This window comes from Listeria sp. ILCC796 (assembly GCF_900186175.1).
GTDB classification, from domain to species: domain Bacteria; phylum Bacillota; class Bacilli; order Lactobacillales; family Listeriaceae; genus Listeria; species Listeria goaensis.
Map to the genome: position 1 here is coordinate 1 of NZ_FYBV01000011.1, position 15,693 is coordinate 15,693.

16 protein-coding genes are annotated in these 15,693 nt (G+C 39.6%); 3 read left to right on the top strand and 13 right to left on the bottom strand.

The annotated features are described in order from the left end of the window. Positions 1-479 precede the first annotated feature (479 nt). The 5 genes from lysS to folP form a co-directional block, all read right to left on the bottom strand. Positions 480-1,973, bottom strand: a complete 1,494-nt coding sequence (lysS, locus tag CFS04_RS11000) for a lysine--tRNA ligase (protein WP_088810737.1) — start codon at positions 1,971-1,973, stop codon at positions 480-482. Positions 1,974-2,100: 127 nt separating this feature from the next. Further along, positions 2,101-3,096, bottom strand: a complete 996-nt coding sequence (gene dusB / locus CFS04_RS11005) for a tRNA dihydrouridine synthase DusB (RefSeq protein ID WP_088810738.1) — start codon at positions 3,094-3,096, stop codon at positions 2,101-2,103. Between the two features lie 81 nt (positions 3,097-3,177). Continuing rightward, a complete protein-coding gene (gene folK / locus CFS04_RS11010) occupies positions 3,178-3,657 on the bottom strand; it encodes a 2-amino-4-hydroxy-6-hydroxymethyldihydropteridine diphosphokinase (RefSeq protein ID WP_088810739.1) in 480 nt (159 codons plus the stop codon). Beyond that, positions 3,658-4,026, bottom strand: coding sequence for a dihydroneopterin aldolase (gene folB, locus CFS04_RS11015; protein ID WP_088810740.1), 369 nt, complete (start codon positions 4,024-4,026; stop codon positions 3,658-3,660). Between the two features lie 4 nt (positions 4,027-4,030). After that, on the bottom strand, positions 4,031-4,816 hold the full coding sequence (gene folP, locus CFS04_RS11020; RefSeq protein WP_088810837.1) for a dihydropteroate synthase: 786 nt from the start codon (positions 4,814-4,816) through the stop codon (positions 4,031-4,033). A 437-nt stretch (positions 4,817-5,253) separates the two neighbouring features. Here folP and CFS04_RS12930 point away from each other — a divergent pair, with 437 nt between their 5' ends. Beyond that, positions 5,254-5,352, top strand: coding sequence for a type I toxin-antitoxin system Fst family toxin (locus CFS04_RS12930; protein WP_117584604.1), 99 nt, complete (start codon positions 5,254-5,256; stop codon positions 5,350-5,352). A gap of 572 nt (positions 5,353-5,924) precedes the next feature. Here the strand turns inward: CFS04_RS12930 and cysK are convergent. From cysK to CFS04_RS11055, 7 genes are all read right to left on the bottom strand, one after another. Next, a complete protein-coding gene (cysK, locus tag CFS04_RS11025; protein ID WP_088810741.1) occupies positions 5,925-6,851 on the bottom strand; it encodes a cysteine synthase A in 927 nt (308 codons plus the stop codon). A gap of 179 nt (positions 6,852-7,030) precedes the next feature. Beyond that, the gene (gene hslO, locus CFS04_RS11030) at positions 7,031-7,915 is read right to left on the bottom strand and encodes an Hsp33 family molecular chaperone HslO (protein WP_088810742.1); all 885 of its coding nucleotides are present in this window, start codon (positions 7,913-7,915) and stop codon (positions 7,031-7,033) included. Then, complete coding sequence (locus CFS04_RS11035; RefSeq protein ID WP_088810743.1) at positions 7,912-8,688, bottom strand: type III pantothenate kinase; 777 nt, start codon at positions 8,686-8,688, stop codon at positions 7,912-7,914. The genes hslO and CFS04_RS11035 overlap by 4 nt, the downstream gene beginning before the upstream one ends. Before the next feature lie 64 nt (positions 8,689-8,752). Beyond that, positions 8,753-10,813 carry an ATP-dependent zinc metalloprotease FtsH gene (gene ftsH, locus CFS04_RS11040; protein WP_088810744.1) on the bottom strand — a complete coding sequence of 687 codons (2,061 nt, stop codon included), beginning with the start codon at positions 10,811-10,813 and terminating at the stop codon, positions 8,753-8,755. Between the two features lie 305 nt (positions 10,814-11,118). Beyond that, the gene (gene hpt / locus CFS04_RS11045; RefSeq protein ID WP_088810838.1) at positions 11,119-13,059 is read right to left on the bottom strand and encodes a hypoxanthine phosphoribosyltransferase; all 1,941 of its coding nucleotides are present in this window, start codon (positions 13,057-13,059) and stop codon (positions 11,119-11,121) included. 79 nt (positions 13,060-13,138) lie between these two features. Then, positions 13,139-13,564 carry a S1 domain-containing RNA-binding protein gene (locus tag CFS04_RS11050; protein WP_088810745.1) on the bottom strand — a complete coding sequence of 142 codons (426 nt, stop codon included), beginning with the start codon at positions 13,562-13,564 and terminating at the stop codon, positions 13,139-13,141. 84 nt (positions 13,565-13,648) lie between these two features. Next, positions 13,649-14,041: a septum formation initiator family protein gene (locus CFS04_RS11055; protein ID WP_088810746.1), complete on the bottom strand. Its 393-nt coding sequence runs from the start codon at positions 14,039-14,041 to the stop codon at positions 13,649-13,651. Positions 14,042-14,263: 222 nt separating this feature from the next. Here CFS04_RS11055 and CFS04_RS11060 point away from each other — a divergent pair, with 222 nt between their 5' ends. Beyond that, positions 14,264-14,809 carry a hypothetical protein gene (locus tag CFS04_RS11060; RefSeq protein WP_088810747.1) on the top strand — a complete coding sequence of 182 codons (546 nt, stop codon included), beginning with the start codon at positions 14,264-14,266 and terminating at the stop codon, positions 14,807-14,809. Positions 14,810-14,835: 26 nt separating this feature from the next. After that, entirely contained in the window at positions 14,836-15,408 is a 573-nt protein-coding gene (locus tag CFS04_RS11065; RefSeq protein WP_088810748.1) for a lipoprotein, read from the top strand. Between the two features lie 20 nt (positions 15,409-15,428). On the opposite strand, the gene CFS04_RS11070 is transcribed toward CFS04_RS11065, so the two are convergent. Continuing rightward, on the bottom strand, positions 15,429-15,692 hold the full coding sequence (locus tag CFS04_RS11070) for an RNA-binding S4 domain-containing protein (RefSeq protein WP_088810749.1): 264 nt from the start codon (positions 15,690-15,692) through the stop codon (positions 15,429-15,431). Position 15,693: the final 1 nt, after the last annotated feature.

Sequence of the window (15,693 nt, forward strand, 5' to 3'; positions counted from 1 at the left end):
CAGCGTTCGTCCTGAGCCAGGATCAAACTCTCTTTAAAATAAATCGAATTTGAATACTTATTCAACACCGTGAATAAGTTTCCTTAGCGTCACAAATTGACTTTGCTAGCTTGTTTCTTACTTTTTTTGGAAACATCTTTTTGTTTCCTGTCCTATGAATTGATTGGTGAAACATCTGTTTCATCGCTTTTTCATCTTCGTTTTGTTCAGTTTTCAAAGGTCACATTGCTTCTTTCAGCAACTCTTATATCTTACACCAGTCAGTATGTAAAGTCAATACTTTTTTTATTTCTAAAAAACTTTTTCAACCTCCACACATTTGGCTGGAACGTTTATAAATATACCATGTTTCAAAAGGCTTTGCAAGCATATTTACAAAAGTTTTTTCTCTTAGGAAAAATTGTTTTTTTACAGAAAATTATCCTCCGTTTAACTTTTAAAAAAGCGTGTAGCAATTTATAAATGCTACACGCTTTTTATTAGTCTCTATGTTTCATCGTAGGGAACAGCAATACATCTCTAATTGATGGCGCATTTGTAAGCAGCATAATCAAACGGTCCATGCCTATCCCTAAGCCGCCGGTTGGGGGCAAGCCTTGTTCAAGCGCTACTAGGAAGTCGTCGTCCATTTCGTGGGCTTCGTCATTTCCTTGTTCGCGTTCGATTAGTTGGGATTCAAAACGGGAGCGTTGGTCAATTGGGTCGTTTAGCTCCGAAAAGGCATTTGCGTGTTCGCGTCCAACAATGAAGAGTTCAAAACGGTCGGTGAAACGACTGTCAGTTTTACTCATTTTAGCCAGAGGAGAGATTTCAACTGGGTGTCCGTATACGAATGTTGGTTGAATGAGCTTTTCTTCGACGAAAGTCTCGAAAAATTCGTTTAGAATATGGCCATATGTCATGTGTTCTGTGATTTCGACATTGTGTTTTTTCGCAAGTTCGCGAGCTTCTTCAGTTGTGACATTCCATAAATCAACACCTGCATATTCTTTGACAGCGTCTGCCATGTGGATTCGCGTCCAGCCTGGTGCTAGTTTTACTTCGTGTTCGCCGTAAGTTACCGTTGTTCCACCTGTAGTTTTTTCCGCTACGTAGGATACGAGCCCTTCGACTAAGTCCATCACATCTTCAAAATCCTCATATGCAGCATAGGATTCAAGCATTGTGAATTCTGGGTTATGGCGAGTTGAAATTCCTTCGTTGCGGAAAACTCGGCCGATTTCGTAGACTTTGTCCATACCTCCTACGATAAGGCGTTTTAAATGGAGTTCTAGTGCGATACGCAAATACAAGTCCATGTCAAGCGCGTTGTGGTGCGTTGTAAATGGTTTTGCGGCTGCTCCGCCGGCAACAGTGTGCAACACCGGCGTCTCGACTTCTAAATAACCGTTATCATCTAAATAGTCGCGTGTATATTTTAAGATTTTGCTACGCATAACAAAACGCTTTTGGCTTTCTTCGTTGGTAATGAGATCTAAATAACGTTGACGGTATCTTTGCTCCACATCTTTTAAGCCGTGGTATTTATCTGGAAGCGGGCGAAGCGCTTTTGTCAGCATCATAAAATCCGTTGCTTTAACCGAAAGTTCCCCAGTGTTTGTGCGGAAAACAGTTCCTTTAATGCCAATGATATCGCCTAGATCCGCTAGTTTAAAGACATCGTATTTTTCCTCACCGATATTATCTTTGCGGATGTATATTTGAACTTGGTGGAAACGATCCTGAATGTGCGTGAAACCAACTTTCCCTTTTACGCGTTTTGTCATGATTCGTCCCGCGACAGAAACTTCGATATTTGCTTCTTCTAAGTCTTCCTTTGATTTGTCCTTGTATTTTACTTCCATTTCTTCCGGGCTAATGGAACGGACAAATTTTTCACCAAAGGGATCCACACCGATATTCCGCAAAGTATCAACTTTTTCACGGCGAACGATTAACTGATCATTTAATTCTTCGTGGTTTTCGTGAGTCATATCATGACACTCCTATTCTTTTCATTATAAACAGATGATTTCATTATACGCTTTTTATATACTATTTTTCCACCCTAATTATAGAAAAAGTTGACACAAATTTGCGTGCCAACTTTTAAAAGTGAATTTAAGACGGTTTAATCAGGTTTTTCTCTTCATATTGATTAACGAAATCAAGTAGAATTTTTTCCATTTCTGCCTTTTCAGTCGCTTGATTCACCGCAACTTTTGCTCGAGTGCTCCCACGCGCGCCTTTTAAATAGTAAGCGGCATGTTGACGAAACTCACGAACCGCAATATTTTCACCTTTAAGTGCGATTAAGCGGTCTAAGTGGAGCAAGGCCGTTTCAATTTTTTCGCGCGGTTCTGGTTCTGGCATAAGTTCGCCCGTCTCCAAATATTTCACCGTACGATAAATCATCCACGGGTTCCCAAGTGCAGCACGACCAATCATGACACCGTCAGCACCCGTTTCTTCAAGCATTCGTTTGGCATCTTCTGGCGTTTTCACATCGCCGTTTCCCATAAACGGAATTTTGATAGCCTTTTTTACATCGCGCAAGATATCCCAATTTGCGACACCTTCGTACATTTGTACACGCGTCCGCCCGTGCATCGCAATTGCTGCGGCACCAGCGCTTTCAGCAGCCAAGGCATTTTCTACAGCAAAAACATGCTCATCATCCCAGCCAATACGCATTTTCACGGTAACTGGCTTGTCAATTGCCGCCACGACTGCTTTTACCATATCGTGCACTTTGTTCGGGTCAAGCAACCATTTGGCGCCCGCTTCACATTTAATAATTTTATTAACTGGACAACCCATGTTAATGTCGATAATGTCCGCCGTCGTATTTTCTGCAACAAATTTCGCAGCTTCCACAAGCGTTTCCTTCTCACCGCCAAAAATTTGTAAGCTTAACGGCTTTTCTTTTTCATCTATATAGAGCATATCAATCGTTTTTTGGTTGCGGTACTCAATGCCTTTGCCGCTAATCATTTCGCAGCACACTAGGCCAGCACCAAATTCTTTCACTGTAAGTCTAAAAGCGGAGTTTGATATTCCGGCCATCGGAGCAACGACTACACGGTTTTTAATCTCCACATCACCAATTTGAAACATGCTTTTAAAGCCCCTTCCTCTTTCCTTTTTCATACGCTAGTGTTATGTTAACACAGTTTAAAAGTTTCGCAAGTGCTTTTTTTACCACTTTAGATGAAAATTTGTCCGTTTTATCCCTTGATTTTCGATTAATTTTTCAACTAAGTAAGTTTTGGCGACTTCCTCCGCAATTTCTGAAAGAGGCAACATCACAAAGGCTCTTTCCTGCATAAAAGGGTGTGGAATTTTGAGTTTTTCGGTATCGATTTGAATGTCATCATAGAGCAAAACATCTACATCGATGAGCCGCGGTCCCCATTTAAACAAGCGCACGCGACCGAGTTCCTTTTCAACATTTAAACATGTATCGAGAAGCGCTTCTGGCGCGAGGCTTGTCTCGATTTGAACGGCAATGTTAAAAAATATATCCTGATCCTCATAACCAACTGGCTCCGTTTGGTAAACACTGGAAACTTTTTCAACAGTGATGTTCGGATTTTCTGCCAGCAATTTAACCGCTTGCGTGAGATTTTCCAGCTTTTCACCAATGTTAGAACCGAGAGATAAAAATGCTTGCGCCATTTAGTCCACACTCCGCTCACGATAAATTTCAACCGCAACAGAATGATAATGGCCCGGAATTGGCGGATTCGGTTTAATGACTTTCACTGTGACGGCTTCAAGCTTTGCATAATCTCGCAAAACTTCCGTAGCAATTGTTTCCGCAAGTGCTTCAATCAATTTGAACTCGCGCGCCTCAGTAATTTCCTTCACCGTTTCGTAAACGTCCGCATAACTTACCGTATCCTCAACACTATCCGTCCGCCCTGCTTCTTTCGTCGATAAATGAAGCACCAGAGACACTTGAAAAACTTGCCCCAACTGGTTTTCTTGCGGCAAAACACCATGATAACCATAGAAATTTAGTTCATTTAAGTAGATTTTATCCATTTTCTCACCCTTTTTCGTTTTTTAAAGCAATATGTCCCATAATAGCATCTGTCATTCTAACCATTCTTGCTATTTCAAGCACATCGTGAACACGAACAATACGACAGCCTTTCGCCAGACCGTACACGACGGTTGCTCCCGTGCCTTCAATACGATCGTTTGTTTCTAGGTTTAAAACTTGACCGATTGTTGACTTACGGCTCGTTCCAAGTAAAACTTCAAAGCCTAGCGCGACAATTTCGTCAATGCGGCGTAGGACTTCCAAATTTTGCTCAACCGATTTTGCAAATCCAAATCCCGGATCTAAAATAATATGTTCATCTTTAACGCCAGCCCGCCGACAAATTGCAACACTTTCTTCTAAGTCAGCCTTCACTTCTTCCATAAAATTTTCATAATCCCGGTCCATTCGGTTATGCATCAAACAAATCGGAATATCATATTTAGCAGCAATTGCCGCCATTTTAGAATCTTTTTTCGCGCCCCATTGATCATTTAACAGATCGGCACCAGCGAGCACTGCTGCTTCCGCCACCTCACTGCGCCATGTATCAATGGATAAATATGTATTTGGTAGCGCCTTGCGTAGAGCTTTGATAACAGGAATAACACGGTTTATTTCCTCATGAATCGAAACCTCCGAATGTCCCGGGCGAGTGGAAACACCACCAACATCAATAATACTAGCACCATCTAGCACCATCTTTTCAGCATGTAAAACAGCTTCCTGCACGTCCATATATGCGCCACCATCTGAAAATGAATCTGGTGTAATATTTAAAATCCCCATCACTAGACTGGTTTGTGACTTCTCCCATTTTTTAACCAATAGCCTCACCTCTCTTCATTATTATAGCATCAAAATAGCTCATAGCAGCCTCTTTTGTTTTAAAGCACATAAAAAACCAACGTGGAAAAGGGAGTAAACCACGTTGGTCAAAAAGGGAGTTTTGGGATTTTCATTTAAAGGGGAGAAATGAAAATGTTTTGTTGTTGTTAGCTTATGACTATATAATAAACAGATTTCCCTAAAATCTACTGTGAGAAAAATGAAAGTTCATTAAGAAATTAATTTTTTTCTTCTCATTCTATTTTTTATTCCATAAAGATAGTAAAACTTCGCCAAATCTAGCTTTATCAGTGATTCTATAGCCACCTCTTGAATGAAAAGGTATAATAAAATGATTGTCTACCTTTGACGAATTTCGTTAGAGGGCAGGTGCACACATGGCAATTCTATATACCAGTTTAATTGCGCCGATTGTAGTTGGTTGCGTAATTACGCTTTTCAAACACATATTAGAAGGTCGGCGTAATGGAAATTAGACGACAACAAACTTCTGAACCCATAAAAAATACCCTAGCTCTGACCAGTTAGGGTATTTGGGTGTCACAATGACAATTCTTATACAACTATATTTTAACAGATTTCAAAATCTTTGCGAATATACGTTTTCTTTTAGACATAAAAAACCAGTGTGGAAAAGGGAGTAACCACACTGGCTAAAAAAGGGAGTTTTGGGATTTTCATTTAAAAGGGGAAAATGAAAATGTTTTGTTTGTTGTTAGCTTATAACTATATAATAAACAGATTTCCCTAAAATCTTCTGTGAGGAAAATGAAAGTTTGTTAAGAGTTTCATTTTCTTTTTTTCATTTTACGCAAACAAAAACCAATGCGGAAAAAAGGGAGTAAACCGCATTGGTCCAAAAGGGAGTTTTGGATTTTCATTCTAAAAAGGGAAAGAAATGAAAATGTTTTGTTTGTTGTTAGCTTATAAATGCATCATACGCGCAAAAAAAGTGTTTCTACTGTGTAGAAGATTAGAAAAAGATTAGAATTTTATTTCTATACATAAAAAGAGATGAGTGACGACACTCATCTCCTTCTATTATCTATTACTCATCAAAATTATATAACGCAGTGCTTAAATAGCGTTCACCGTTGCTCGCCACAACTGCAAGCACTTTTTTTCCTTCGCCAAGCTCCTTAGCAAGGTCTAAAGCAGCTTTAATTGTCGCTCCAGAAGAAATCCCAACTAAAATCCCTTCTTTTTTCGCAACTTCACGCGCGGTAACTAGAGCATCTTCACTAGCCACTTTAAGGACACCATCATATACTTTTGTATCCAGTGTATCTGGAACAAATCCAGCCCCAATGCCTTGGATTTTATGCGGCGAAGGAGCACCACCACTTAATACAGGCGATTCTTCTGGTTCTAAAGCATAGATTTTAATATCCGGATAATTTTTTCGTAACACGTGTCCTGCACCAGTAACAGTACCACCAGTTCCTACGCCGGAAATGAACGCGTCAAGCCCATCTTTACCGAAAGCTTCGACAATCTCTGGACCAGTCGTTTTTTCATGAACCTGTGGGTTTGCAGGGTTGTGAAATTGTTGCGGGATAAAATAACCATGTTCTTTAGCAAGTTCATCTGCTTTTTGAATGGCCCCTTTCATACCGTCTGCACCTTTTGTGAGCACAAGTTCTGCACCGTATGCTTGAAGAAGTTTACGTCTTTCAAGGCTCATTGTATCTGGCATAACGAAAATTGCATGGTACCCTTTTGCAGCTGCTACCATCGCAAGACCAATTCCTGTGTTTCCACTTGTCGGCTCAATGATTGTATCACCAGGCTTCAAGACACCTTCTTTTTCAGCTGCTTCAATCATAGCATTTGCAATGCGATCTTTCACGCTCCCACCTGGATTTTGAAATTCTAACTTCACATAAACGTCCGCACTACCTTTTTCCGGTAAGCGATTTAACTTTACAATAGGGGTATTTCCAATTAATTCTGTAATTGAATTCGCAATTTTCATTTCAACACTCCTCCAAATAGCTTTTCTTTTACTTTACCTAATTCCGAGTTGTTTTGTCAATTTTAAAAATCGATTGGGAATCTTTATCGTTTGAAACAGCTTTCTAATGTATTTTTATGGTAAGAATGGTGGCGACGAGTGATTAAATAAAAAATCATCCGCATAACGCGGATGATTTTTTATTTCGCTTCTTCATATAAACTTTCCAACTCTTCTTCCGAAAAATGGTAATGGTTTCGGCAAAAATGGCATTCCGTTTCCGCCCCGTGTTCTTCATCAATCATTGCACGAATTTCGTCTTTGCCTAATGAAATAATCGCTGTTTTAAAGCGCTCTTTTGAACAGTTGCATTCAAAACGGACAGGAATCGTTTCTAAAATTTTTACTTTTTCAGCACCACCCGCAAGAAGCGCGATGATACTTTCTGGCGTTTCCCCGCTATCAATCATGCGCGAAACAGTTGGGCATTTCGCCAAATTCTTTTCGATTTCGGTAATTAGCGCGTCATCAGCACCTGGCAGAAGTTGCAGCATAAAACCGCCGGCCGCTTTGATTGTCGTATCAGGATTAACAAGGACGCCTACACCTACAGATGAGTTGATTTGTTCGGAGTTTGCCAAATAATACGTGAAGTCCTCAGCAATTTCCCCTGATACAATTGGAATTTGGCCAGTAAAATTTTCGCCAAAACCTAAATCTTTTACAATAGAAAGCGTTCCTTCTGTCCCAACGCCGCGGCGCACATCTAGTTTCCCGGCTTCATTTAAATCCGCAAAATTGACGTGCGGATTAGTGACGTAACCGCGGACCCCACCTTGCGTATTACTATCCGCAATAATTGCGCCGATTGGGCCATTTCCTTCAATTTTTGCTGTGATTTTCTGATTTTCTTTTTGCATCGCACCTAAAAAGAGCGTCGCTGTCATCGTACGGCCAAGCGCAGCGGAAGCTACCGGCCACGTATCATGGCGCCTTTGCCCTTCGCTAACTGTTTCTGTTGTAATCGCTGCATAAATTCGCACGCGACCATCATATGCTAAAGCTTTCACTAAATAATCGTTCATTTCTTTTCTCCTTTATTTCGCTTATATAATACGTACAATCCTTTTAAGGTTAAAAAGGGATCCACCACATCGACAAGTGTCGATTTCTCAGTAATCAGACGCGCCAAACCACCAGTCGCGACAACAATTGGGTTTGTTCCGGCTTCTTTTTTCATCACCGAAATAATCCCTTCACATTGGCCGATGAAGCCATAAAAAATGCCGGCCTGCATAGAGGTCACTGTCGTCTTGCCAATTACGTTTTGCGAAGCTTTTATATCCACCCGAGGTAGTTTTGCGGCGTGATTGTAAAGTGCTTCCGTCGCCGTCATGATGCCTGGTGCAATCGCTCCGCCTTGATAGGTGCCTTTTTCGTCAATGTAGCAAAATGTTGTGGCTGTGCCAAAATCAACAATAATAATCGGGCTTTTGTATTCTTCAAGAGCCGCGACCGCATTCACAATTCTGTCGGCGCCCAGTTCCCGCGGATTTTCCACTTTTAAATTCAAACCCGTTTTAATCCCTGGCCCGACAACGAGCGGTTCAACTTGGAAATAGCGTGTGCTCATCGTTTGAACAGCATGCATAACGGGTGGCACTACCGAACAAATCACAACATCCGTCACTTGTTCTGGTAATATTTTTTCATGGTTTAAAAAGCTTAATACGAGCATCCCTAATTCATCTGCCGTCCTCGCCTTATCTGTCGCAATCCGAAAAGTCCGCTTCAACTCCTCACCGTCATAAACCCCAAACGTGCAATTTGTATTTCCTACGTCGATGACTAAAATCATTGCCTTCACACCTCGTTTTTGTTCTAAGAAAGGACTAAGCACGTATGCTTAGTCCTTTCTATTATTATTCGTTGTCTTTTTTATCTTGTGGTTTTTCTTCTGCACTTTCAGCTTCTTCTGATGTCGTTTCTTGCGTTTTCTCTTCAGTTGCTTCTTCGTGCTTCAATTCCGCTTTTTCTTCATCAAAAGATTTTGGTTCTTCATCATCTTTTTCGGAAGGATATTCTTCAACCGTTAATGTATCCGCATCTGGAGGCATTACACCGTCATCAAATAGCGAACGAATTTGGCGAGCATCTAGCGTTTCCACTTCAAGAAGTGTTTCCGCGATTAGAACATGTTGCTCTTTATGTTCTAAAAGAATATTTTTGGCGCGGTCGTAACAGTAGCGAATAAGGCTTTGAACTTCTGTGTCAATTTCATAAGCAATCTTATCAGAGAATCCTTTATCGCTCCCGAAGTCGCGACCCATGAACACTTGACCGTTTCCTGATGTGAATTGAAGCGGTCCAATTTTATCACTCATACCCCATTCTGTTACCATGCGGCGTGCAATTTCTGTTGCGCGTTCAAAGTCATTACTTGCGCCTGTTGTAACTTCACCGAACGTAATTTCTTCAGCAACACGTCCACCAAGCAAGCCCGTAATTCGGTCAAGAAGTTCTGCTTTCGTCATTAAGAAGCGGTCTTCTTTCGGAAGCATGACAGCGTAACCGCCGGCTTGTCCACGTGGAACAATGGTTACTTTATGAACTGTTTCGGCTTCATCAAGCACCATACCGACAACTGTATGTCCACTTTCGTGGTAAGCAACTGTGCGGCGTTCTTTTTTAGAAATAACGCGATTTTTCTTAGCAGGACCAGCAATAACGCGGTCGCTCGCTTCGTCTAAATCACTCATATCAATTTGCTTTTTATCAGCACGAGCAGCAACTAATGCCGCTTCATTTAGTAAGTTTTCTAGGTCTGCCCCGGAGAAACCAGGCGTACGTTGCGCAATCGCTTTTAAATCAACACTTTTGGCTAAAGGTTTGTTTCTAGCGTGTACGCGTAATACTGCTTCACGGCCTTTTACGTCTGGGCGGTCAACCATAATTTGACGGTCGAAACGGCCTGGACGAAGAAGGGCTGGGTCAAGTACATCTGCACGGTTCGTTGCTGCGATAATGATAATACCTTCATTACCACCGAAACCATCCATTTCAACGAGCAATTGGTTAAGCGTTTGTTCACGTTCATCGTGACCACCGCCCATGCCAGCACCACGCTGACGACCTACAGCATCAATTTCATCGATAAAGATAATACATGGCGCATTTTTCTTCGCATTTTCGAACAAATCACGAACACGGCTCGCACCGACACCAACAAACATTTCTACAAAGTCAGAACCACTGATTGAGAAGAATGGCACACCCGCTTCTCCTGCTACAGCACGGGCAAGTAACGTTTTACCTGTTCCCGGTGGTCCGACTAAAAGCACACCTTTTGGAATACGTGCACCTAAATCAGCAAATTTACGCGGATCTTTCAAGAACTCAACCACTTCAACAAGTTCTTGTTTCTCCTCATCTGCTCCTGCAACATTTGTAAATCGCACTTTCTTCTTATCGTCATTGTAAAGTTTTGCTTTGCTCTTACCAAAGCTCATTACTTTACCACCGCCGCCACCTTGTGACTGGCTCATTAAGAAGAAGAACAGGATAATGATAATTAGGAACGGAATAATGGAAGAAAGGAAGGTAACCCATCCATTATTTTGTTTAGCTGGGACAACTTCCCATTTAGTTTTATTGCTATCTGCTTCTTTTTGCATATCCGTTAATAGCGTATCACTACTAAGCGCATAAGTTGTGAAGGCCGTATCACTTTTATTTTGGCCTAATACTTTCTTATCATCCTCTGATGATTTATCTGAAGATTTAAATTCACCTTCAATTGTATAAACACTGCGATCAGGTTGGATAGTAAATGATTTTACATCCCCGTCCTCCAGTTTCGTCATAAACTCTGAATAACTAATATCCTTGGCTGCCTCTTTATTATTGTTAAAGGAAGCTACAATTCCAATGATGACTAGGAATATTATGACATAAAATATTGCATTTCTAAAAAATCTGTTCATTCCGTACCTCCTCCCACGTAAGAGCCTGGATTATACTTTTAAAATTGGCTTCAAGGAAACAACAAACTTTTCCCTATTTTTCCGAAAAAACACATCCGAAATTCAATTTCTCTCACGAAGATTCATTTATTAGTAAAGTCATTCCCCAATAGGTATTATGAGCTAAAAAACTAAGATTAATAATAGCATAACGCTGGCGTGTTGCCTACTAATTTGCATGTTTCGCAAAATTTCTACTTACTTTATCAACCTTTTTACTTATACTTTACATTTTAGCAAAAAAGCGTGGCAAAAGTGAAATTTTATCACTCCGAATAAATTTCCGGTTTTAAAACACCAATATACGGTAAGTTACGATATCTTTCAGCAAAATCAAGTCCGTACCCAACGACAAATTCATTTGGGACAATAAACCCAACATAGTCGGCATCAATATCAACATTTCGGCCTTCTGGTTTATCGAGTAACGTTACGAGCTTCACCGATTTTGCTTTTCGATACTTAATCAAGTCTACTAAATAACTAAGTGTACGTCCGCTATCAATAATATCTTCTACAATTAAAACATCTCGTCCTTCAACAGATGTATTTAAATCTTTAATGATTTTGACTTCACCAGACGAAACCATGCCATTTCCGTAACTTGAAACGTCCATGAAATCCATTTCTAAGTAGGTGTCGACTCGTTTAATTAAATCTGTCATAAACGGCGTTGCACCTTTTAACACGCCAATAACTAGCGGATTACGTCCCTCATATTCTGTCGTTAACTCAACACCAAGCTCACGAATCTTCTTTTGAATTTCCTCTTCACTAATTAGCACCTTTTGAATATCGTTATGCATGCTTTTCTTTCCTCCTAAATTCTTGCTATACCTCATAATAAATTGCTTTTTTTCGCGACTTGGTTTTACAACATAACAGGATTCCTTAACACCTGGCACCCACAAAACTTTCCCATTATCATCTGTTACAACAGGAATCGTATCTCGTAAGAATTTAGGGATTTTAGCATCGATAAAAATGTCTTTTAATTTTTTCGTCCCGCCAGTCCCTTTGAGTGTCATTCTGTCACCCGGAAGGCGATTACGAATAACAAGGGGTAAGGAAACGGCCTCAGCATCTATAATAATGCCATTTAGGCCTGCTGTTTGAACGACAGAGCTTTTTTGTCGCATTTTAAAAACAGAACCGTCTAACATTTCAATCCGATCATTCGGAGCTATCTGATAATAAAATTCCTTCTTTACCTCTTCTTTATAGAAAAATGCTTCTAGTTGGTCATATGTACGCCTAAAGATGACGTTTTTTGGCAAATTGAGTGTGGCAGAAGGATTATTTCCATGAATAACACCATAAATTGCTTCTATATGACGCTTTGAAATATCTTGAATATCATTATTATACAGATATTTTAATAGTAAATGAATTATGCGCCGTTGTAAAGGATTCGCCATATTTTCTACTGCATTTCGCTCTATTTTAACAAAGCCCTCTTCTTTTACAGCAATTTTCTCAAATTCGGACAGTGCCATTTCATCTAAAAAGTGAAAATCCTCCCACGTTTCATCCGAAAAATTTTTAAAATGCTCAGCAATGCCAACGTTTTCCTTTTCAAGTAGCGGAACAATATGTTTTCTAAAACGATTCCGCGTAAAATTATCCATTTCATTAGATGCATCGACAACAAATGGAAGCTTATGTTCCGACGTATAGGCTAAAATATCTTTTTTCGAAACGGAAAGAAACGGACGAATAACATGACCTTCACCCAGCATACGCATAGGACGGATTCCAGAAAGCCCCGTACCTGAACTTCCGCGAACAAGACGCATCAAAATCGTTTCAATTTGATCATCAGCATGGTGCGCAAGCGCAATTTTCTGAATCCCCGACTCCAGCATCGACTCCTCAAAAAAACGATACCTCACAAGACGCGCCGTCTCTTCAATCCCTCTTTTTTCAGAAACCGCCAAGCTCTGAACGTCTACTTTCTTTTGGATAAAAGCAAGATTGTGCCTCTCCGCAAAGCTGCGAACGAAATCCGCTTCCTCGTCTGACTCAGCGCGAAGCAAATGATTCACGTGGAGAACAACTAGATTGTTTGCGCCTTGGCGATTCATTAGGAAATGCAGCAACGCCAAAGAATCCGGACCACCTGAAACTGCGACAAGCAACTTTTCATTTGGCCGGATTAGGTCATATTTCACTATTTCATTTTCAACACGTCTTAAAAAATCATCCATGAAAAAAGACCTTTCTTCCATCTTTATATGAGAAAACAAGGATGGGCTTCACCCATCCTAATTTATTTCTATAATCGGTTTAGCCGCGACGAGCGCCACGACCACCACGTTTTGATTCTGTTTGACGTTTAATTGTCGATAGACGATCTTCACTATCTTTTAAAAATTGAGCCATGATATCTTCAAAATTCTCCGCTGGCTTCGCACTTCTTACCGGCTTCTTATTGAATTTAGGCTTCTTATCGTAATTGCGTTCTGGACGCTCTGGACGATCTACAGCTTTACGAATTGAAAGACCAATTTTCCCGTCATCAGAAACATTCATAATTTTAACGGTAACTTCATCCCCAACAGTCAAAATATCATTAATATCTTTCACATAATTATCTGCAACCTCACTAATATGGACCAGACCTGTTTTGCCACCTTCAAGCTCCACAAACGCTCCAAAATTAGTAATCCCAGTAACTTTCCCTTGCAACTTGTTGCCTACTTCGATCGACATAAAAAAAAGCTTCCTCCTTAAAAATCACTCTTTACAACATTTATTATAACGTTATTTAAAGCCATGTCAAAATAGTTTGCTCTACTAATTTGACGATGTTTTTTTCTCATCATCTCCAGTTGGCGTATTAAAAATAATCTCGCCTTCCTTCGAAAGATAATACTCGCTTCTAGCTAGTTTCGCAATATAATCATCATCATGCAATTTATTGATTTGACTCTTCAAAGCTTTTTCTTCCTTTTTTGAATCAGCGAGCTTTTGCTCTGTTTTTACTTTTTCAGTTTTTTTCTCTTGTAACAATAATGCTTGTTTTGTATAAGTGAAAAATAACGCACCGAAAACAATGACTAAAACAACTACAAGGCCTGTAAGCCTTCTAGCTAAGGCAACGCGACGACGATTTTTAATTTTCTTCAACGTTTGCGTGTCTTTAATATAGCGATTCTGCATACGCGTCACATTTTTTTCATTCTTCATCTATCGCACCTCCTAGTCAAGTAAAAAGATTCTCCTATCTAAAATAATAACAATTTTTTTTCTGTTTGTCTATTGGTATCCGTGAAATCGACTATTTTTTTACAAAAATAAAAACCGTTGAAAAAACAATGACTACGTAGGCTTAAAATTCTTTTCCCATTGGTTAATTTTTTATGTTAAACTAAAACGATAATTGTCAAAACATAAAAAGGAGTATACAACATGAAAAAAATGATTTTTAGCTTGTTAATTGTTTTACCTTTAACTTTACTCGGAGGTTGCGGTAACGTAGTTGATGATGCACACGCTGGCAAGTGGTCGCTAAAAAATTTCACTCTGCTTATCGATGGTAAAGAAAGGAAAGGAAGTATTACACCCGTTGGCCATATAAAAATTTCCGCTAATGGTAAAGTCGAAGAAAAAACCATCAATGGTGATGTCAAATCAACAGCTGACTATAAGCTTGAGCCTGTGGACGAAAAAGGAAAATATCGGTTAACGGGCGATTATAAAAAAAGTATTACCCTACCTTACAAAACGGATTTAGATAAAGAATTTGCGAAAAGTACACTTGCCGATTTGAAATCATCAGAAGAGCTTAGCGATGTTTCGGGGAAAGAAAAAAATGGCGAGTACCGTATCGAATATACCCAAAAATTTTCTACGGGCATCCGAATTAATTTAAAATTTAAAAACAAGACCCTTGTCCAAACTCAATTCAATAAAAATTACGGAAATGCAAAAAGTACCTCCATTTTCACAAAATAACTTTACTAACTTAGGAGAATTACTATATGAAAAAATTTATTTTTAGCACTCTATTTATTTTAATCCTTGCACTTCTCAGTGGTTGTGGGAGCAAAATCGACAAACAGTATGTAGGGACTTGGAATATTGAAGAATCGACCGTAACTCTTGACGACGAGGAGCCTATGACTTATGATGCGAAAGGTAGCCATGTCAAAACACATATCGAAATTTCTTACAACGGGGAAGTGAAGCATACGGTTAAGAATATGGTTGAAACAACTATCACGAAGTATCAGACGAAACCTCGCCAAGATAAAGAGGGATATGAGTTAACAGGCGAAGTAAAAGTACTTAAAATCTATTCATATAAAACCGCTTCCGACAGAGGGAGCATCCCTACTCATTTAAATAGTCTTAAAAAAAATAAAAATATAAGTCAAATAAAAGAAACCGAAAAAAATGATAAATATTATATCGAGTTTACAAAAGAAAACATTTCAGCGACGTTCAAATTATTAAACGATACACTTATATATGAGCAAGAAGATGAAGACTTTTCTTCAATAACAAACGTCCGCTCATCTTTTACAAAACAAAAAGAAGCCCAAACCAATTAACGACTTGGTTTGGGCTTTTTTTATTCAGCATCATTTCGCGTTTCGCTTATAATCGTATACATTTCTGCAGCTGCTTCTTTTCTGGCATTTTCTTCTAAACGGTCGATTTTCGCTGTCACCGTTTTTGGACCAAAGCGAATAACAAGCTCGTCACCTACTTTTACATTTGTACCTGGTTTGGCAACAACTCCGTTAATTGCAATTCGCCCTTTTTCAGCTACTTCTTTTGCAACTGTACGGCGTTTTATTAATCTAGAAACTTTTAAAAATTTATCTAAACGCATT